At 65.7% G+C, this 17,839-nt stretch carries 18 protein-coding genes; 9 read left to right on the forward strand and 9 right to left on the reverse strand.

From position 1 onward, the window contains the following. Window positions 1-55 precede the first annotated feature (55 nt). From scpB to K5X80_RS15350, 6 genes are all read right to left on the reverse strand, one after another. On the reverse strand, window positions 56-700 hold the full coding sequence (scpB, locus tag K5X80_RS15325) for an SMC-Scp complex subunit ScpB (protein WP_261390563.1): 645 nt from the start codon (window positions 698-700) through the stop codon (window positions 56-58). Continuing rightward, window positions 697-1,506: a segregation and condensation protein A gene (locus K5X80_RS15330; RefSeq protein ID WP_261390565.1), complete on the reverse strand. Its 810-nt coding sequence runs from the start codon at window positions 1,504-1,506 to the stop codon at window positions 697-699. Before K5X80_RS15330 ends, scpB begins: the two co-directional genes overlap by 4 nt. Next, the gene (gene nagZ, locus K5X80_RS15335) at window positions 1,503-2,522 is read right to left on the reverse strand and encodes a beta-N-acetylhexosaminidase (RefSeq protein ID WP_222558574.1); all 1,020 of its coding nucleotides are present in this window, start codon (window positions 2,520-2,522) and stop codon (window positions 1,503-1,505) included. The genes K5X80_RS15330 and nagZ overlap by 4 nt, the downstream gene beginning before the upstream one ends. A 244-nt stretch (window positions 2,523-2,766) precedes the next feature. Then, window positions 2,767-3,489 (reverse strand): SPOR domain-containing protein, encoded by a 723-nt coding sequence (locus tag K5X80_RS15340; RefSeq protein WP_222558575.1) that lies wholly within the window; start codon window positions 3,487-3,489, stop codon window positions 2,767-2,769. A 2-nt stretch (window positions 3,490-3,491) separates the two neighbouring features. Then, entirely contained in the window at window positions 3,492-5,237 is a 1,746-nt protein-coding gene (gene argS / locus K5X80_RS15345) for an arginine--tRNA ligase (protein ID WP_222558576.1), read from the reverse strand. A 191-nt stretch (window positions 5,238-5,428) separates the two neighbouring features. Then, the gene (locus K5X80_RS15350; RefSeq protein WP_222558577.1) at window positions 5,429-6,079 is read right to left on the reverse strand and encodes a hypothetical protein; all 651 of its coding nucleotides are present in this window, start codon (window positions 6,077-6,079) and stop codon (window positions 5,429-5,431) included. Between the two features lie 127 nt (window positions 6,080-6,206). On the opposite strand from K5X80_RS15350, the gene ispH reads away from it, so the two are divergent. Genes ispH through rnhA form a run of 3 tightly spaced genes read left to right on the forward strand, consistent with a single transcriptional unit; the run spans window position 6,207 to window position 8,651 of the window. Further along, window positions 6,207-7,181, forward strand: coding sequence for a 4-hydroxy-3-methylbut-2-enyl diphosphate reductase (gene ispH, locus K5X80_RS15355; RefSeq protein WP_222558578.1), 975 nt, complete (start codon window positions 6,207-6,209; stop codon window positions 7,179-7,181). Between the two features lie 10 nt (window positions 7,182-7,191). Beyond that, the gene (thrB, locus tag K5X80_RS15360; protein ID WP_222558579.1) at window positions 7,192-8,208 is read left to right on the forward strand and encodes a homoserine kinase; all 1,017 of its coding nucleotides are present in this window, start codon (window positions 7,192-7,194) and stop codon (window positions 8,206-8,208) included. Then, window positions 8,205-8,651 carry a ribonuclease HI gene (gene rnhA, locus K5X80_RS15365; RefSeq protein ID WP_222558580.1) on the forward strand — a complete coding sequence of 149 codons (447 nt, stop codon included), beginning with the start codon at window positions 8,205-8,207 and terminating at the stop codon, window positions 8,649-8,651. The genes thrB and rnhA overlap by 4 nt, the downstream gene beginning before the upstream one ends. Window positions 8,652-8,910: 259 nt before the next feature. Here rnhA and K5X80_RS15370 read toward each other — a convergent pair whose 3' ends face one another. The 3 genes from K5X80_RS15370 to K5X80_RS15380 all read right to left on the reverse strand — a co-directional run bounded on the left by K5X80_RS15370 (window position 8,911) and on the right by K5X80_RS15380 (window position 11,590). After that, on the reverse strand, window positions 8,911-9,090 hold the full coding sequence (locus tag K5X80_RS15370; RefSeq protein WP_222558581.1) for a YegP family protein: 180 nt from the start codon (window positions 9,088-9,090) through the stop codon (window positions 8,911-8,913). Window positions 9,091-9,401: 311 nt separating this feature from the next. Beyond that, complete coding sequence (locus tag K5X80_RS15375) at window positions 9,402-10,460, reverse strand: NAD(P)/FAD-dependent oxidoreductase (protein WP_222558582.1); 1,059 nt, start codon at window positions 10,458-10,460, stop codon at window positions 9,402-9,404. A 65-nt stretch (window positions 10,461-10,525) separates the two neighbouring features. Next, window positions 10,526-11,590, reverse strand: a complete 1,065-nt coding sequence (locus K5X80_RS15380) for an alpha/beta fold hydrolase (protein WP_222560488.1) — start codon at window positions 11,588-11,590, stop codon at window positions 10,526-10,528. Between K5X80_RS15380 and K5X80_RS15385 the strand changes: the two genes are divergently transcribed. From K5X80_RS15385 to K5X80_RS15410, 6 genes are all read left to right on the forward strand, one after another. Continuing rightward, a complete protein-coding gene (locus K5X80_RS15385; protein WP_222558583.1) occupies window positions 11,590-12,084 on the forward strand; it encodes an A24 family peptidase in 495 nt (164 codons plus the stop codon). The two genes, K5X80_RS15380 and K5X80_RS15385, sit on opposite strands and share 1 nt — an antisense overlap. 80 nt (window positions 12,085-12,164) lie before the next feature. Beyond that, on the forward strand, window positions 12,165-13,181 hold the full coding sequence (gene cpaB, locus K5X80_RS15390; protein WP_222558584.1) for a Flp pilus assembly protein CpaB: 1,017 nt from the start codon (window positions 12,165-12,167) through the stop codon (window positions 13,179-13,181). Window positions 13,182-13,245: 64 nt separating this feature from the next. Next, a complete protein-coding gene (locus K5X80_RS15395) occupies window positions 13,246-14,853 on the forward strand; it encodes a type II and III secretion system protein family protein (protein ID WP_222558585.1) in 1,608 nt (535 codons plus the stop codon). A 13-nt stretch (window positions 14,854-14,866) separates the two neighbouring features. Then, window positions 14,867-15,520: a CpaD family pilus assembly protein gene (locus tag K5X80_RS15400; protein WP_222558586.1), complete on the forward strand. Its 654-nt coding sequence runs from the start codon at window positions 14,867-14,869 to the stop codon at window positions 15,518-15,520. Between the two features lie 3 nt (window positions 15,521-15,523). Continuing rightward, on the forward strand, window positions 15,524-16,795 hold the full coding sequence (locus K5X80_RS15405; protein ID WP_222558587.1) for a CpaE/TadZ family protein: 1,272 nt from the start codon (window positions 15,524-15,526) through the stop codon (window positions 16,793-16,795). Window positions 16,796-16,867: 72 nt separating this feature from the next. Continuing rightward, window positions 16,868-17,839 (forward strand): type II secretion system F family protein, encoded by a 972-nt coding sequence (locus tag K5X80_RS15410; RefSeq protein ID WP_222558588.1) that lies wholly within the window; start codon window positions 16,868-16,870, stop codon window positions 17,837-17,839.

Genomic DNA, 17,839 nt, shown 5'->3' on the forward strand with positions numbered 1-17,839 from the left:
AATCTCTCATATCCTACGAGCGGCAACTATAGGCGCTTTGGCCGGTCAGCGCCAGTCAGCCCGCCGCATCGGGCGGCAAGGGTTCGCCATCGGCCTGATCCGCCGCTTCCCCGGCATCGGCGGCATCGGGCGTTTCCGCAGGGCTGCCGAGCAGGCCTTCCAGCGCTTCCTCCACCGGATCGAGCAGGCCCGCCGCGCGCAATTCGTCGATGCCGGGCAGGTCCCGCCGCGAGGCAAGGCCGAAATGGGCAAGGAAATCGGGCGTGGTGGCATAGATCACCGGGCGCCCCGGCACTTCGCGTCGGCCCGCGACCCGGACCCAGCCCGCTTCCAGCAGCACATCCAGCGTGCCCTTGGCCGTCTGCACCCCCCGGATCGATTCGATTTCCGCCCGGCTGACCGGTTCGTGATAGGCGACGATCGCCAGCACTTCGGTTGCCGCGCGCGACAGGCGGCGGACCTGTTCCCGTTCCCGCCGCAGCAGATGGGCGAGATCGGGCGCGGTCTGGAAATGCCAGCGCTTGCCCCTCTCCACCAGATGAATCCCGCGCCCCGCGTAATGGTCGGCCAGTTGGCGCAGCGCATCGCGCACGTCCGCCCCGCCCAGATGGCCCGAAAGCGCTTCCACGCTCATCGGTTCTTCCGCAGCGAACAGCGTCGCTTCCACTGCGCGCAGGAGATCGTCGGGTTCCTCGCTCACGCCACCACCCGGCGCAGGCGCAGCGGCCCGAAAGTTTCCTCCTGCGCGATTTCCGCACGGCCCGTGCGGGCCAGTTCCAGCGCGGCGAGAAAGCTTGACGCCAGGGCCGAACGGCGCAGCCGCGGATCGGAATGGGCAGGCAGGAAATCCTCCAGCCGCATCCAGTCCAGCGTCATGCCGAGCATCGCGGACACGCGGTTGATCGCGGATTCCAGCGTCATCACCGGCCGTTCGCGGACCATGTGCACCACCGGCGCGTTGCGGGCCTGAATCTGGCCATAGGCGCTGACCAGATCGAACCATTCGCACTGCCAGGCGTTCCTACGTTCGATCCGCAGCCCTTCGGGGGCGCCGCGTGGGAAAACATCGCGCCCCAGCCGGTCACGCCCCAGCAGCCGGGCCGCCGCCTCGCGCATCGCGGCAAGCCGTTGCAGCCGCAATTGCAGGCGCAGCGCCAGTTCTTCGGGGCTGGGGTCTTCCTGTTCTTCCTTGGGCAGCAGCAGCGCCGATTTGAGATAGGCCAGCCACGCCGCCATCACCAGATAATCGGCCGCCAGTTCGAGCTTCAGCGCATCCGCATGATCGATATAGGCAAGGTACTGATCGACCAGCGCAAGAATCGAAATCGTCTTGAGATCGACTTTCTGCCGCCGCGCGAGATCGAGCAGCAGATCCAGCGGCCCTTCCCACCCGTCCAGTTCGAGATAGAGCGCATCCGCGCCATCCCGCGCCGTGGGCGGGCCTGCCCAGTCCCCGTCCGCATCGCCCTGCGCGGGCATGGCGAACAGGAACCCGTCCTCGGTCATGCACGCGCCCCGGCGTGGGCCAGCAGACTGTCCCGCCTGGCGAGCAGCACGGTGCGATCCGCTTCCACGCTTTTGCCCGCCACCGATGCCATGGCCTGCCGGAGCCGCTGCGCGCCCTTGTCGGTCAGCGCGGGCAGCCGCTCGGCGATACCGACCATGTCATCCATCCGCCCCCAGCAATTGAGCGCAATGTCGCAGCCTGCCGCCACCGCCCGTTCGGCCCGTTCGGGAATCGTGCCCGAAAGCGCTTCCATATCGAGATCGTCGCTCAGCAGCAGACCGTCGAACCCGATCCGCTTGCGGATGATTTCCCCGATCACGAACGGCGATTGGGTAGCGGGGTTTTCGCTGTCCCACGCGCTGTAGATAATGTGCGCCGTCATTGCCACGGGCGCCTGCGCCAACGTGCGGAACGGGGCGATGTCCGCCTCCAGTTCGCTCTCGCTTGCGGTCACGGTGGGCAGTTCCTTGTGCGTGTCGCACGCCGACCGGCCATGCCCCGGGATATGCTTGACCACGCCGACGACCCCGGCCCGGCCCAACCCGTCGAGCACCGCCCGCCCCAAGGCGGCAACCCGCATCGGCTCGCACCCCAGCGCGCGGTCGCCGATCACGTCGTGTGCGCCCGGCTGGCGCACGTCGAGCAGCGGCAGACAATCGACCGTGATCCCCGCTTCGGCCAGATCCAGCCCCAGCGCATGGGCATTGGCCCGCGCGGCTTCGATCGCGCTGGCGGGCGCCACGTCATACAGCCGGTCGAATGCTTCCCCCGGCGGATAAGCCGCCCACACAGGCGGTTTCATCCGCGCGACCCGGCCCCCCTCCTGATCGATGCAGATGAACACATCGTCGCGCCCGTGCAGATCGCGCAGGGAATCCGTCAGCGCGCGCAACTGTTCGCGGCTTTCCACGTTGCGGGCGAAAATGATGTAGCCCGCCGGATCGCTCTCGCGGAAGAAAGCCCGCTCGTCGGCGGTCAGCGCCAGCCCGGACATACCGTAAATCGCAGGTGTCATGCGCGGAAAACTCGCAACAAACGGAGCGCGTGGCAAGCATGCGCCATGCGCCATGTGTGGATTACAGCTTTGAGAGCGGCGATCCTTGCCGAAACAGGAGGCGGAAAGCCATCGCTTCAACCGCTTTCGTCATGCCGAGCCTGTCCCCCTCGTCATTCCCGCGAAAGCGGGAATGACGGAGGTTGGTTCCAAGGCGATAAACGCCTTCTCTATTGCGTTGCGGCCCCTTGCCACGCCCGCCCGGTCAGCGCTTGACCTGACAGGCCGTGCCCGCCGCCTTGAGGCGCGCGCACAGGCTTTCCGCCGCCGCCGCATCGCCCGCCACCGCCTGCAGCCGATAGACATTGCCGATGTCGGCCTTGCCCTGCACGATCCGGTACTTGTACCCATGCAAAGCTTCGTTCGCGGTGTAGAGCGTGCTCCACCCCGCCTGCGCGGCTTCCTTGCTGTTGTAAGCGCCGACCTGCACCCCGACACCGCCGGTGGGGCCGGTGGTTTCGTCCGCTGCGGCCGCCGCCGGTTTGTTTTCGGCGGCCCCTTGCGCGGTGTCGATGCTGGGCTTGGGCGGTTCGGTGGACGCCAGCTTGCCGTCGGTTGTTTCCCCTTCGCCAACTCTGAAACTGGTATCCCCGGTTCCTGCGAATTCCCGCCCGCCGGGATTGTCGGGCTTGGTCTTGTAGGGCGTTTCGGGCGCGGCGATCATCCCGCCGTCGGCCACCGTATCGGGGTCCGCCCCCCGGTTGGACAGCCACCAGATCAGACCGATGATTACCAGCAGAGCGATCAGCGCGACAAACACCATGCCCAGGAAGCGGCCGGAAGCGGTGCTCTGCCCGTCATCCTCGTCGTCACCCGATTCGAGCCAGGGCAGCCGTTCATCCTCATCATCGAGGGAAAGCTGCAAGCCTCTGTCCCTTGCGAAATCCGCCCCGTCGCCGTTGCGGCCGAATTCGCTTGCCCCGCTCATTCCTACAACTCCTCCACGGCCTCCACACCCAGCAAGGCCAGGCCATTTTTCAACACTTGCCCGATCTGGATAGCAAGGAAAAGTCTCGCACTGGTCAGTTCTGGGGCATCTGCGATGATGAAGCGCTTGTCTGGCCGGTCGTTCCCGACATTCCAGTAGGCATGGAACGCCGCCGCCAGATCGCCCAGGAAGAACGCGATCCGATGCGGTTCGCGCGCCGCCGCCGCCGCTTCCACAGTGCGCGGGAATTGCGCCGCCTGCTTCACCAGCTCCAGTTCTTCCGCGCCCAGTTGCCCGATATGGTCCGCCGCCGGGGCCAGGTTCTGGTCCGCCGCCTTGCGCAGCGTCGAAGCGATCCGCGCATGGGCATACTGGACGTAGAACACCGGATTATCCTTGCTCGCTTCCACCACTTTGGCGAAATCGAAATCCATCTGCGCTTCGGGCTTGCGGGTCAGCATGGTGAAGCGCACCACGTCCTTGCCCACTTCGCGCACGACATCGGCCAGCGTGACGAACGTCCCCGCCCGCTTCGACATTTTCACCGGTTCGCCATCGCGCAGGAGCTGGACCATCTGCACCAGCTTGACTTCGAACGGGATCGTGCGCCCCGCCCCTTCGGTCAGCGCGGCGACGGCGGCCTTGATCCGCTTGACCGTGCCGGCATGGTCAGCGCCCCAGATATCGACCAGCGCATCGGCCTTTTCCGCCTTCTGGAAGTGATAGGCGAGATCGGCGCCGAAATAGGTCCAGTTGCCATCGCTTTTCCGGATCGGGCGGTCCTGATCGTCCCCGAACTTGGTCGAGCGGAACAGCGGCAGTTCCACCGGTTCCCAGTCTTCCGGAGTCTTGCCCTTGGGCGCTTCGAGAATGCCGTCATAGACGAGATCGTGCGCCCGCAGCCAGGCTTCCGCCTCCGCCGGTTTGCCCGCCGCCTGCAATTCCGCCTCGGACGAAAAGACATCGTGATGAATGCCCAGCAGCGCCAGATCGGCCCGGATCATATCCATCATCGCGGCGACGGCGCGGGTGCGGAACAGGTCCAGCCATTCGGATTCGGGCGCGGCGGCGTATCTGTCACCGAATTCGGCGGCCAGCGCCTGCCCCACGGGCACGAGGTAATCGCCGGGGTAGAGCCCTTCGGGAATCGCGCCCACGGCTTCGCCCAGCGCTTCGCGATAGCGGATGTGGACCGAACGGGCGAGGACCTGCACCTGCGCGCCCGCATCGTTGATGTAGTATTCGCGCACGACCTTGTGCCCGGCATATTCGAGCAGCGCAGCCAGCGCATCGCCCACCACCGCGCCCCGGCAGTGGCCCATGTGCATCGGCCCGGTGGGGTTGGCCGAAACGTATTCGACGTTGACCGTGCCGCCCTTACCCATCGCGGAGCGGCCGTAATCGCCGCCCAGCGCCGCAATGGCCGCAAGTTCATCGCGCCATGCGCCATCGGCCAGCCGCAGGTTGATGAACCCCGGCCCGGCGATTTCCGCGCCGCTCACGCTCGGCAGGGCTGAAAGCTTCGCCACCAGCAGTTCCGCCAGCGCGCGGGGATTGGTCTTGGCGGGCTTGGCCAGCACCATCGCCGCATTGGTGGCAAGGTCGCCGTGGCTGGGATCGCGCGGCGGCTCGACCGTGACATTGCCTCGCGGCAGGCCCGCAGGCAGCGCGCCTTCCTGTTCCAGAGCGTCCAGCGCAGCGGCGATATGGGCCGCGAAGGCGGCGTAAAGCGTTGTGATATCCGACATGACCGGCGCGGTTAGCCGGTTTAGGCAGGAATTGAAATCCTCGCTGATCCGAGGGACGATCCAGCGGTTCGTCAATCGCCATGCCGAACTTGGTTCAGCATCCATTTCTCCCCACTAACCGCCGCGCGTGAGGCACGATGGACCCTGAAATAAATTCAGGGTGACGAGGGAGGGAATAGCAGCGGCCCGCCTTACCGCGTGACGTTATAAGCCAGCTGATCGCGGGTCAGTTGGAAGCCCACCAGCATTTCGAAGCTGGCGCGGGTCAGCGCCGCTTTCACTTCCGGATCGGTCAGCGGATCGACCGCCGCATCCGCTTCGCCCGATTTGCGCCGCTTGGTGATTCGGTCGCGAATCTCTTTCGACAGCGTGGCTTCGGCGCGGTTGATATAGGCGCCCGCCTGCGCGCTGGCCTGCGCGCGTTCCTGCCCGGCGGCGAAATTGAGCGTGACCGTGCCGATTCGCTTGGATTCGATCGCCTTGTCGCCGCGCACCACGGTGGAGAAGTAGGGCAGCGTCACCGTGGCCGGGGCCTGCGTGTTGTAGCGGCGGGCGACCACATCGAACGTCGCCACCGAATAGACTTCGGCACCGGTATCGTTGCAGGCGACTTTCACATTGGTGATCGCCGCCGTCAGCGCCATTGCGCTGGCCGTGCGCTGTTCGCCATTGAACAGAGTGACATCGCCCGTGTAGTCAGGCACGCCGACGGCGGGGCAGACGGTGCGCAGCGCGGTGATCCCGATCCCTTCTTCCACGACGATGTCCCCCTTCGATTTGCAACCGGCCAGAGCGGCGGTGGCGCAAACTGCGAAAGCAAGCAGGCGAAAGCGAGCGGTCATTGTCGTTCCTCGTCAATGGATCGGCAGCAGCCCTACGGCCTGTGCCGCGAAAGCGCAACGGGTCTGGGGCAAATCGCACCGAAGCGAGCGCTTGCTGCGACGGCGCGCAATCCCTAGAGGCACAGGGATGAACGCATCCTTGCCCCACAACAGCGCCACTGCCGCACGGCCGCCGCTGACGGTGCTGGTGGCCGCGCCGCGCGGCTTCTGCGCCGGTGTCGACCGCGCGATCGAAATCGTCGAACGCGCGCTCGAACGCTATGGCGCGCCGGTCTATGTCCGGCATGAAATCGTCCACAACCGCTTCGTTGTCGACGGGTTGAAAGCCAAGGGCGCCGTTTTCGTGGAAGAACTGGACAAAGTGCCCGATGGCGTGCCGGTGGTGTTCAGCGCCCACGGCGTGCCCAAGGCGATTCCCGCCACGGCGGAAGAACGCGGGCTCGAATATCTCGATGCCACCTGCCCGCTGGTCAGCAAAGTCCACCGCCAGGCCGAACGCCAGGTCGAAGCCGGGCGGCATATCGTGTTCATCGGCCACAAGGGCCACCCCGAAGTGATCGGCACGCTGGGCCAGGTGCCCGATGGGGCGATGACGCTGGTCGAATCGCTCGAAGATGTGGCCGCGCTGACTTTCGCCGCCGATGCGCCGCTGGCTTTCCTCACGCAGACGACTCTTTCGGTGGACGACACGGCGGCCATCGTTGCCGCGCTGCGCGAACGCTATCCCGCGATCGTCGGGCCCAAGGCGGAAGATATCTGCTACGCCACGTCCAACCGGCAGGCGGCGGTCAAGGCCATCGCCCCGCAGTGCGATCTGATGCTGGTGATCGGGGCGCCCAATTCCTCCAATTCGCTGCGGCTGGTCGAAGTGGCGGAACGCTGCGGCACCGCCGCCCACCTGATCGGCCGGGCAAGCGACATTGCCGCCGACTGGCTCGACGGGGTCGGCACGGTCGGCGTCACCGCCGGCGCATCCGCCCCGGAAGTGCTGGTGCGCGAAGTGATCGAACGGCTGGGCGAATGGCGCACGGTGGAGGAACACACGCACGTTTCGGCCGAAGAACGCATGATTTTCAAACTGCCCCGGCAGCTTACGGAATAAGGCCCGATCCATGGCCGTTTACACGCATCTCAGCGCAGAAGACCTCGCCGCTCTGATCCGGGAATACGATGTCGGCGAACTGGTTTCCGCCAAAGGCATCGCCGAAGGCGTTTCCAATTCCAACTGGCTGATCGAAACCACCGGCAAGGACGGCGGCGGATCGCGCTTCATCCTGACGATGTACGAACGCCGCATCGATCTCAAGGAACTGCCGTTCTTCCTCGGCCTGCTCGATCATCTCGCGGCCAGGGGCTGCCCCGTCCCGCGCACCATCCATGACCGGCGGAACCAAGCCTATCGCATGCTGGGCGAAAAGGCGGTGGCGCTGATCGAATTTCTCCCCGGCGTCTCGGTCGATCACCCGGAAGCGGAACAGGCCCGGTCCGTGGGCGCGGCGCTGGCAGGGGTTCACCTCGCTTCCGCCGATTTCGCCGCCACCCGCGCCAACGGGCTCAGCCTGCCGAGCTGGCAGGACCTGGCCGACGATTGCGGCGAAGCGGGGCTCGCCTCCATCGATTCCGCGCTCCCCCGGATCGTGCGCGACGAACTGGCCCATTTGCAGGCGAACTGGCCAGACGCGCTGCCGCAGGCGGTGATCCATGCCGATCTGTTTCCCGATAACGTCCTGATGCTGGGCAGCGAAGTGGGCGGGCTGATCGATTTCTATTTCGCCTGCAACGATATCGCCGCTTACGATCTGGCGGTGACGCACGCGGCCTGGTCGTTCGAGGCGGACGGCACGTTCCGCCCCGCCATCGCCGCCGCGCTGGTCGAAGGCTACAACGCGGTGCGCCCGCTTTCCGCCGCGGAAAACGCCGCTCTGCCGCTGCTGGCGCGCGGGGCCTGCATGCGGTTCATGATGACGCGCGCTTACGACTGGCTGCACACGCCCGCCGATGCCCTGGTCACCCGCAAGGACCCGATGGATTTTGCCCGGCGGCTGCGGTTCTATGCCGAACAGGACGGGGCCGAACAGGGCGGGCAGGCTTTCCCGTTGCCCGCCGAAAAGAGTGACCAGACGGCATGAAACACGTTGAAATCTTTACCGATGGGGCGTGCAAGGGCAATCCCGGCCCGGGCGGCTGGGGCGCGCTGCTGCGGATGGGGCGGCATGAAAAGGAACTGTCGGGCTCCGATCCGCACACCACCAACAACCGGATGGAACTGACCGCCGCGATCCGCGCTCTCGGCGCGTTGATCGAACCGTGTCAGGTCACGCTCTACACCGACAGCAAATACGTGATGGATGGCATCACCCGCTGGGTCCATGGCTGGAAACGCAACGGCTGGGTCACCGCCAGCAAGAAGCCGGTCCAGAACGCCGAACTGTGGCACGACCTGATCGAAGTGGCCGGCAAGCACGAGATCGAATGGGTCTGGGTCAAGGGCCACGATGGCCACCCTGAAAACGAGCGGGTGGACCAGCTGGCCAGCAATGCCGCGCTCGCCGCCGGGAAGAAGGCGGGTTGAACGGCGGGCTGCCGCCTCTGACATGAAAAGCGGTCTATAGCGCTTGCGAATGCAGCAGCGCCAAAAGACCCTGCCTCATGATCCCACTTTCGTCATGCTGAACTTGTTTCAGCATCCATCCTTCGCCGCGCACGGTTTGGCCCCTGAAACAAGTTCAGGGTGACGATTGTGTAGCAAGATGCAGCCACTCTCTCCGCCCGCGCGGATGGCCATCCCGCCAAAAAAGGGGGCCGCAGCCCCCTGTCCCCGCTTTGGCGGCTCAGCTTTCGGCTTCGACCGTTTCGGCGCCCGGGCCGTTCTTCTTGATCGATTCGATCGCGTTCTTGGCGCTGGCCTTGGAAGAATACCCTTCCGTCCAGAAGATCGTTTCCGCGTTGTAGCAGAAATACGCGACGTATTCGCCCTTCTTGTTCTTCCGGATTTCGAAACGATGAGCCATGGCGATTCTCCACAGGTTGGTTTCGCCAAGTAAACTAGCGCCTCTCTTCGCGCTGGCCAGCGTAATCTTTCGCCAACTGCGCTGAGGCGATGCGCGCCGCCAAACCGTTTTCCTACATGGCCCCGGCCTGCCATGGTGAACGGATGCGCCCATCCCCGTTCATCAAGCCATCCCCTGCCGCGAAGGCATTGCCGATCGCTCTTGCCGGGCGCCTGCGCGAAAAGTCACACAAGATTGCCACAAGCCGCTGGTTCACAAGGAAAAACTGGAGTTTTTCAACGCTGTTCCGCGTCAACCTGCAACCCGCGTTTTCAGCCGAACCGCGCCGGGGTGTAGAGCGCCGGATCGAGTGTGCGGGTCATCGCATCGGCGGGCAGGCCAAGCAGCATCTGGCTGGCCAGCCGCGCGGCGGCGGGCGCCGTCTGGATGCCGAACCCGCCCTGCCCCGCGAACCAGAAGAACCCGGCTTCGCGCGGATCGAACCCATAGACCGGCAGCCGGTCGGGCGCGAAACTGCGCAGGCCCGCCCATTTGTGTTCCAGTTGTTCGACCTGCCAATCGACCGTGTGCTGCAAGCGGTCGATGGCGATGGCCAGATCGATCTCTTCCGGCGCGGCGTCGCAGGGGGCACACGGCGTCTCGTCATGCGGGCTGAGCCACAAGCGGCCGCTTTCCGGCTTGAAGTAGAACTGCCCGCCGATGTCGAGCACCACCGGCATCACCGCCGGGGCCGCCGGGGCGGTGCGCAGTTGCAGCATCGTCCGCCGATAGGGCTGGATACCCACCGGGCGGGCACCCGCGATCCGCGCCACTTCGTCGGCCCAGGCGCCTGCCGCATCGACCAGCACGGCGGCCGCGACCTCGCTGCCGTCCGCCAGAGTCAGCCGCCAGCCGCCGTTCGCGCGCCGGGCCGTCGCCAGCCCGCTGCGGCAGCGGATTTGCGCGCCCGCTTCGCGCGCCCGCGCCAGACACTGCGCGTGGAACGCGCCGACATCGATATCCTTGCTGTCGGGCTCGAACACCGCCGCCACCCATTCGGGGCGCAGTCCGGGCACGCAGGCCGCCATCGCCGCGCGATCCCACCGCTCCATCCGGATGCCGCTGGCGGCGAATGCCTGTTCGAACCGGTCCAGTTCGTTCTGCTGATCGGCCCGGGCGATGGTCAGCCCGCCGCGCGGGCGCAGGAATCCGTGCGCTTCCAGCCAGTCGCCCGAAGCGGAGGTGAGCGGCTGGACATGCGCGCCGCCATAGCTTTCGACCCAGAACGCGGCGGAGCGGCCAGTGGCGTGATAGCCGGGCGTATCCTCCGTTTCGATCACCAGCACGCAGGCGTGGGGGGCCAGTTCCGCGGCGAGGCTCGCCCCGGCCATCCCGGCCCCGGCAATGACGACATCATAGGAAACGGAAATGGCGGCCTCGCTTACTCGAACGATGCTTATTGGGGCGATTCAGGCGGCGGTGCTACACGATCCAGAAAGGCATCGATAGCATCCAGCGCCCGGTTGCGGACCGCATCCGTTTCGCGCAGGATTTCGTGCCGGGCTTCGGGGCCGAAGAACAGGGTTTCGCACAAGGGCAGGCGGCGCGCGGCCCGCTCCGTCGCCGCGAAATCGACCAGCCTGTCCGCCGTGGTCGCCACGATCAGCACCGGGGTGACCACGCTTTCCAACATGCCCGGCCGGTCCAGCAGCCGGATCGAGGCATAGGCCCGTTCCACCCAGCCCCAGCTTCCCGGCCCCATCACCAGTTCGGGGCGATGATCGCGCCACCATACCTCATCGGCATAACGGCGCTCGTCATGCGTCAGGAGATCGATCCGGTTCGCGGGCAGTTCGCCGGGCTTTTCGCTCCACCGCCAGGCCGGGCGGCGGGCATCGCCGATCGCGGCCATGAACCGCGCCGCCAGATGGACCAGCGCCACCGGAAAGGGCCCGGTGCTGAGGCCCAGCATCGGCGCGGACAGGATCAGCGCATCGGGCGCGACCCGCTTCTCCGCCGCGGCGCGCAACACCAGATGCCCGCCCATCGAATGCCCGGCCAGCGCATGCGGCCCCGGCGTCTGCGCCGCCCATTCGGCCCAGAAATGCCCGAGATCATAGGTCCAGAGCGAAAAGTCGGGCACGTGCCCCGTCACCGCATCCTTGCCCAGCCGCCCCGATCCCGCCTGACCCCGCCAGTCGAGCGCGGTGACATGCCAGCCCTGCCCCGCCCAGTAGGCCAGCGTTTCGAGATACTTCTCGTAGGCATCCCCCCGGCCGGGGAGGAACAGGAGCGATCCGCGCGCCGCGCCATGCGGTGCGGGCCAGTCGATCCGGCGGATCGGAAAACCATCGGGCGCGGTCCAGACGCTTTCCCGGGCGGCGGCGGGAATCGCCCGCGCGTCGAATGGGGCATCCGCCAGACTGTCGTGAAGAGAGATAGCGCGCTCCTTCGCGTGGTTACTATTTGGTAAGCCATGTTTGTTACCCAGTTTCCCAGGATCAAGCCTGGGGGGCGCAATTGCAAGACGGCATTTTTCATCACATCCCGCTGATCGTTCTGGCGGCCCTGCTGCTGACGGCGGCGTTCACCGACTTGCGCAGCCGCCGCATCGCCAACTGGCTGAACGCCAGCATCGCGATCGCCGCGCCGCTGTACTGGTGGACCAGCGGTCTCAGCCTGTGGCCCGGCGTGGCGATCCAGCTCGGCATGGCGATGGCCGCGTTCGCCTGCCTGAGCGTGCTGTTCGCGTTGCGCGCGATGGGCGGCGGCGATGTCAAGCTGCTGACCGCGCTGGCGCTGTGGTTCGAGCCGATGGCCTATCTGCAACTGCTGTTCGTGATGGCGCTGGCCGGCGGTGTGCTGACCGTCGTCATGGGCATGTGGCATGTCATGCGCCGCCAGAAGGACAAGCTCGCCATTCCTTATGGCGTCGCCATCGCAGTCGGGGGGCTGTGCATTCTGGGCATGCAATACTGGGCGAAGAACCCGGCACCGGCCGCGGTTCTGGGGTGAGAACCCGTTTTTAACCATTTCCGCGCCATAGTGGCGCACAGGGGGCCCGGGACCTGCCGGGCACAAGGGGGCAAACGACAATGGACAGGAAGAAGCTGGCTTTGCTGGTCGGGGCGCTGGTCATCGCGATCGGCACGGCGCTCGCCGCACGCAGCATGTTTGCCGGGGCAGCCGCGCCGGTAGCCGCAGCCGCACCCATGATGCAGCCTCAGAAGGGGCCCAAGGTCCTGGTCGCCCAGCGCGCCCTGCCTGTCGGCACGATCATCACCGCCGATGCCATGAGCTTCCAGCAGTGGCCCAAGGAAATGGTCGACAACGCCTATTTCCTCCAGGGCGATGTCGAAATGGACAAGCTGCTCGGCACGGTCGTGCGCCATCCGATCATGGCGGGCGAGCCGGTTACCCGGGGCGCCCTGGTCAGCCCGGGCGACCGTGGCTTCCTGGCCGCGGCTCTCGCCCCCGGCATGCGCGCCGTGACCATCCCCGTATCGGACAAGACGGCTGTCGCCGGGTTCATCTTCCCGGGGGACCGGGTCGATCTCGTCCTGACGCAGACTGTCGAAGGCGGCGGCGACGGCGGCGCTCTGCGCGCTTCCGAAACCTTCCTTGCCAACCTGCGCGTGCTCGCCACCGACCAGTCGACCGCGAGCGAAGTGGTGGACGGCAAGACGGTGGTGCGCGAATTCAGCACCGTCACGCTCGAAGTCACGCCCAAGATCGCCGAAAAGGTCGCGGTGGCGCAAACCATCGGCACGATCAGCCTGTCGCTGCGCTCTATCGCCGATAACGCGGGCGATCTGGAACGCGCCATCGTTTCGGGCGCGGTCGATCTGCCTGCGGGCGCCAGCAGAGCGGAAGAGGAAAAGATCATCCGCACGGCGATGAACCGGCCGCAGGACCGCACCGGCAGCTATGTGACAGGCGCGGACGTATCGCGTTACCAGCGGAGCAGCCTGCCGCCGCCGCAGAGCAGCAGCAGCCCGGCCCCATCCGGGGCACCCACCGCTCCGGGCAATCCGGCGGCCACTGTGCCGCTCGGGCCTTCCGTCAAGATTTCACGCGGCAACGCCGTCGAAACCGTCACGGTGAAGAAGTGACATGATCCGGCACCGCACCCCATCCACCGTTCATTCGCGCATCGCGCAACCGAGAGGCACATCCATGACACGCTGCCTTACACTCGCCATCATGAGCGCCGTCTGCACCGCGGTGCCGATGGCCGCGCTGCCGGGCGCAGGCGCCCAGGCGCAGACCGTTTCCCGGCCCGCCAACATGCTCGAACTTTCGATCGGGCGCGGCGAACTGATCACTCTGCCCGGCACGATGAGCGATGTCTTCGTCGCCAACGACACTGTGGCCGACGTGCAGGTGAAATCGCAACGCCAGCTCTATGTGTTCGGCAAGACGGGCGGCGAAACCACCGTCTATGCCAGCAATCCGGCCGGCGCGGTGATCTGGTCGGCCAATATCCGCGTGGGCACCAATATCGACAGCGTCGATCAGATGCTGACGCTGGCCATGCCCGATGCAAAGATCGGTGTCGCCACGATGGGCACCAACACCGTGCTGCTGACCGGCACAGTCGCCGCACCCGAAGACGGCGCGGAAGCCGAACGCCTGGTGCAGGCCTATATGGGCGACAAGGTCAACGTCATCAGCCGCCTCAAGACGGCCACGCCGCTGCAGGTCAACCTGCGCGTGCGGTTTGCCGAAGTCAGCCGTTCGCTGGTGCGCAAGCTGGGCGTCAATCTGACCAGTATCGACGGCAGCAGCGGCATGCAGTTCGGCATCGGGCAAGGCCGGACAGGCGCTTTCAAGACCTTTCGCCCGAACAGCGCCACCGGTGTCGGCACAGCGACCAAGGCGATGATCCCCGACATCAACAACCCGGGGAAATTCGTCGAAGTGGACGCCACCAGCATCAATCCGATCTCGGGCGGTTCGACGCTCGGCCTGGCGGGCAAGTTTCTCGGGCTCGATCTTCTCGGCGCGCTGGACCTGGCGGAAACCGACGGTCTCGTGACCACGCTGGCGCAGCCGAACCTGACGGCGCTTTCCGGCGAAACCGCCGATTTCCTTGCCGGGGGTGAATTCCCCATCGCTTCGTCGCAGGGGCTCGGCACCACCAGCATCGAATACAAGAAATACGGCGTCAGCCTGTCCTACACGCCGACCGTGCTGGCCAATGGCAGGATTTCGCTCCGCGTCCGCCCGGAAGTGTCGGAACTGTCGGCCAAGGGCGCGATCATCCTGAGCAATTTCCAGATCCCCGGGCTGACGGTGCGCCGCGCCGAAACGACCGTGGAACTGGGTTCGGGCCAGAGCTTCATGATCGCCGGCCTGCTGAGCAACAACGCCCAGAACACGATCGACAAGGCCCCCGGCGCGGGCGATCTGCCGATCCTCGGCGCCCTGTTCCGTTCGACCGATTTCCAGAAGGGCCAGACCGAACTGGTCATCGTGGTGACGCCTTACCTCGTCAATCCGGTCAACGACCGGGATATCAAGCTGCCGACCGACGGCTTCCATACGCCGACCGTGCTGGAACAGTTGATCGGCAACCGGGAATCGCGCGGAACCAGCGGCGAAACCCGCCCGATGCCCCGGACGGAGGATGAAGCTCCGGCCAATCCGAAAATCGGATACGACGCGGACATGCTCGCCCCGACACAGGGCCGCAACGCCGACGAAACCAAGCCCGGCAAGAAATCGCGCAAGCAGGATCGCGAAGCACAGGCATCCGCTACCCCCGGCTTCAGCCTGAACTGAGAAAGGCACGACAATGCGCATCCGCACAAGCAAGCCCCTGGCCCTCGCCCTTCTCGCCGCCGCCGGTTTCACGATCGCGGGCTGCGACAGCACCGCCTACCAGAAACGCGGGCTGGAAAGCATTCATCAGCCGATCGTATCGCGCAACACTTACACGCTCGATCTGGTCACCGGCGGTGGCGGCCTCTCCGCCACGGAACAGAACCGCCTGGCGGAATGGTTCGAAACCATGGACCTGCGCTATGGCGACCGCGTTGCGATCGACGATCCCAACGCCAGCACGGCGACGCGCAGCGCGGTGAACGAGATCGCCGGGCGCTTCGGCCTGCTGGTTGCCGAAGGCGCGCCGGTCACGCCGGGTGAAATCTATCCGGGCAATGCCCGCGTCGTTGTCACCCGTTCCACCGCCACTGTCCCCGGATGCCCTGACTGGTCGGATTCGCGCGCTTCGAATCTCGGCAACCAGACGGCTTCGGGCTTCGGTTGCGCGGTGAACAGCAATCTGGCCGCCATGGTCGCCAATCCCGAAGATCTCGTCCGCGGCGAACGCGGAACGGGCCAGACGGTGATGATGTCTTCCAACAAGGCCATCGACAGCTATCGCCGGCAGAAGCCCACGGGCACGCAAAGCCTGGTGAAGAACGCGACTTCGGATGGGGGGAACTGAGCCATGAACGCACCATGGAAAGCGGGCCTGCCGAGCAATCGCGATCCATTCATGGCTTTCGTCTGCGACGAAGCCACACTCGATCAGTTGCATCCGGCTGTCGTCGAACTCGGCTGGTCGCTGGAAAAGTGCCAGTTGGGCGGGCTGCGCAACGCGGTCCAGACGTTATCGGTCACGGCCAGTCCGGCAATCCTGCTGGTCGATCTGTCGGAAAGCCACGATCCGCTGGAAGATATCAACGCGCTGGCCGAAGTGTGCGAACCGGGCACGGTGGTGATCGCCATCGGCCAGGTCAACGATGTGCGGCTATATCGCGGGCTGATCGACAGCGGCATTCACGATTATCTGCTCAAGCCGCTTTCGGCCGGGCAACTGCATGAAGCGCTCACCCATGCACAGATGACTTTCATCACACCCAAGCCGCATGAGGCCGCCGACGGGGTGAAACAGCACGTTTCGACCGCTGTCGTCGGTACGCGCGGCGGAGTCGGCGCATCAACTGTGGCCACTTCGCTCGCCTGGCTGTTCAGCACGGATCACGCATTGGCGACCGCGCTGCTCGATCTCGATATCCATTTCGGCACGGGGGCGCTGACGCTGGACCTCGAACCGGGCCGGGGACTGACGGATGCGATCGACAATCCGGCCCGGATCGACGGGCTGTTCCTCGAACGGGCGATGGTTCGCGCCAACGACAATCTCGCCATCCTCTCGGCAGAAGCATCGATCAGCACGCCGCTGATGACGGACGGTACGGCTTTCATGCGGCTGGAGGAGGAATTCCGGCAGTCTTTCGACATGACGATGATCGACCTGCCGCGCAACATGCTGATCAATTTTCCGCTGCTGCTCAACACCGTCAACGCGGTGGTGGTGGTCACCGAACTGACGCTCGCCGCGGCGCGCGATACGATCCGCCTGCTCGCCTGGCTGAAAGCCAATGCCGCGCAGGCGCAGATCGTGATCGTGGCCAACCGGGTCCAGCCGGGGCTGCAGGAAATCTCCAAGGCCGATTTCGAGGCATCGATCGAGGCCAGGATCGATCACGTCATTCCCGCAGACCCCAAGGCGGCAATCCAGGCCGCGCAACTGGGGCAAGCGCTGGTGAACGCCAATCCAGCGAGCAAGGCGACCGCCGCGCTGCGCGGCCTTACCCAGGAAATCCGCGCCATCGCCGGGGGCGAACCAGCCGGGGCCGGTGAGGCGAAACCATCGCTGCTGGGCAAGCTCGATCTCAAGGCACTGATCGGGCGGAAACAGAAAATGCCGGCCTGACCGGACGGTGCCACCCTGCGGGCGGCATGGATCGGGCACAAGGCGGGCCATGGGAACGAGTGAGGCAGAGCCATGAACATTTTCCAGCTTGTGGTGATCGGCACAGGGGCTCTGCTGGCTTGCGCATTGGCCTATTTCGCTCTGCGCGGGCCATCGGGCGGCAAGAAAAGCGTCCAGCGCCTGCAGACACTGCGCGAACGCCATTCGCAAAGCACCCAGGACAAGGTCGAAGCGCAATTGCGCAAGGCCGTGGCCGCGCGCCGCCCCAGAGTCCATCAGGCCGCCGGGTCGGATTCGCGGATCGCCGCGCTGGCCCTGCGCTTGCACCGCAGCGGCAAACCATGGTCCGTGGCGCAATATTTCTATGCGTCGGCGGGCCTCGCCCTTGCCGTCGCCACGCTGGTCTATCTGAAGTGGGGCGCACTGCTGCTGGCGATCACCATCGGCGTCCTCGTTGGGGCAGGCCTGCCGCATCTCGTCATCAGCCGGGCCATCAAGAAACGCACTCTGGCATTCAACGCCAAGTTTCCCGATGCGATCGAACTGCTGGTGCGCGGGTTGCGTTCCGGCCTACCGGTGACGGAAACGCTGGGGGTGGTGGCGCGTGAAGTGCCGGGCCCGGTGAGCGAGGAATTCAAGGCCGTGATCGACCGGATGAAACTGGGCCGCACGATGGACGACGCGTTGCAGGAAACGGCGGACCGGCTGGATACGCCGGAATTCGCCTTCTTCTGCATCACGCTGGCGATTCAGCGGGAAACGGGCGGCAATCTTGCCGAAACCCTTTCCAATCTCGCCGATGTGCTGCGCAAGCGCGCGCAGATGAAGCTGAAAATCCGGGCACTGTCCTCGGAATCGAAAGCCTCCGCCTATATCGTGGGCGCGTTGCCGTTCGTCGTCTTTGCCCTGATCTGGTGGATCAACCCCACTTACATCGGCAAGTTCTTCGTCGACCAACGCCTGATCGTGGTTGGGATCGGCGGGTTCGTCTGGATGTCCATCGGCGGCCTGGTGATGGCCAAAATGGTCAACTTCGAAATCTGA

This window comes from Caenibius sp. WL (genome assembly GCF_019803445.1).
Taxonomy (GTDB): Bacteria; Pseudomonadota; Alphaproteobacteria; order Sphingomonadales; family Sphingomonadaceae; genus Caenibius.

Coding starts and splice junctions, on each gene's coding strand:
- K5X80_RS15400 (WP_222558586.1), top strand. CDS start 14,867: ATGCGCATCCGCACAAGCAAGCCCCTGGCCCTCGCCCTTCTCGCCGCC.
- thrB (WP_222558579.1), top strand. CDS start 7,192: ATGGCCGTTTACACGCATCTCAGCGCAGAAGACCTCGCCGCTCTGATC.
- K5X80_RS15340 (WP_222558575.1), bottom strand. CDS start 3,489: ATGAGCGGGGCAAGCGAATTCGGCCGCAACGGCGACGGGGCGGATTTC.
- K5X80_RS15405 (WP_222558587.1), top strand. CDS start 15,524: ATGAACGCACCATGGAAAGCGGGCCTGCCGAGCAATCGCGATCCATTC.
- cpaB (WP_222558584.1), top strand. CDS start 12,165: ATGGACAGGAAGAAGCTGGCTTTGCTGGTCGGGGCGCTGGTCATCGCG.
- K5X80_RS15370 (WP_222558581.1), bottom strand. CDS start 9,090: ATGGCTCATCGTTTCGAAATCCGGAAGAACAAGAAGGGCGAATACGTC.
- rnhA (WP_222558580.1), top strand. CDS start 8,205: ATGAAACACGTTGAAATCTTTACCGATGGGGCGTGCAAGGGCAATCCC.
- K5X80_RS15395 (WP_222558585.1), top strand. CDS start 13,246: ATGACACGCTGCCTTACACTCGCCATCATGAGCGCCGTCTGCACCGCG.
- argS (WP_222558576.1), bottom strand. CDS start 5,237: ATGTCGGATATCACAACGCTTTACGCCGCCTTCGCGGCCCATATCGCC.
- K5X80_RS15330 (WP_261390565.1), bottom strand. CDS start 1,506: ATGACCGAGGACGGGTTCCTGTTCGCCATGCCCGCGCAGGGCGATGCG.
- ispH (WP_222558578.1), top strand. CDS start 6,207: ATGAACGCATCCTTGCCCCACAACAGCGCCACTGCCGCACGGCCGCCG.
- K5X80_RS15350 (WP_222558577.1), bottom strand. CDS start 6,079: ATGACCGCTCGCTTTCGCCTGCTTGCTTTCGCAGTTTGCGCCACCGCC.
- K5X80_RS15410 (WP_222558588.1), top strand. CDS start 16,868: ATGAACATTTTCCAGCTTGTGGTGATCGGCACAGGGGCTCTGCTGGCT.
- K5X80_RS15375 (WP_222558582.1), bottom strand. CDS start 10,460: ATGGCCGGGGCGAGCCTCGCCGCGGAACTGGCCCCCCACGCCTGCGTG.
- nagZ (WP_222558574.1), bottom strand. CDS start 2,522: ATGACACCTGCGATTTACGGTATGTCCGGGCTGGCGCTGACCGCCGAC.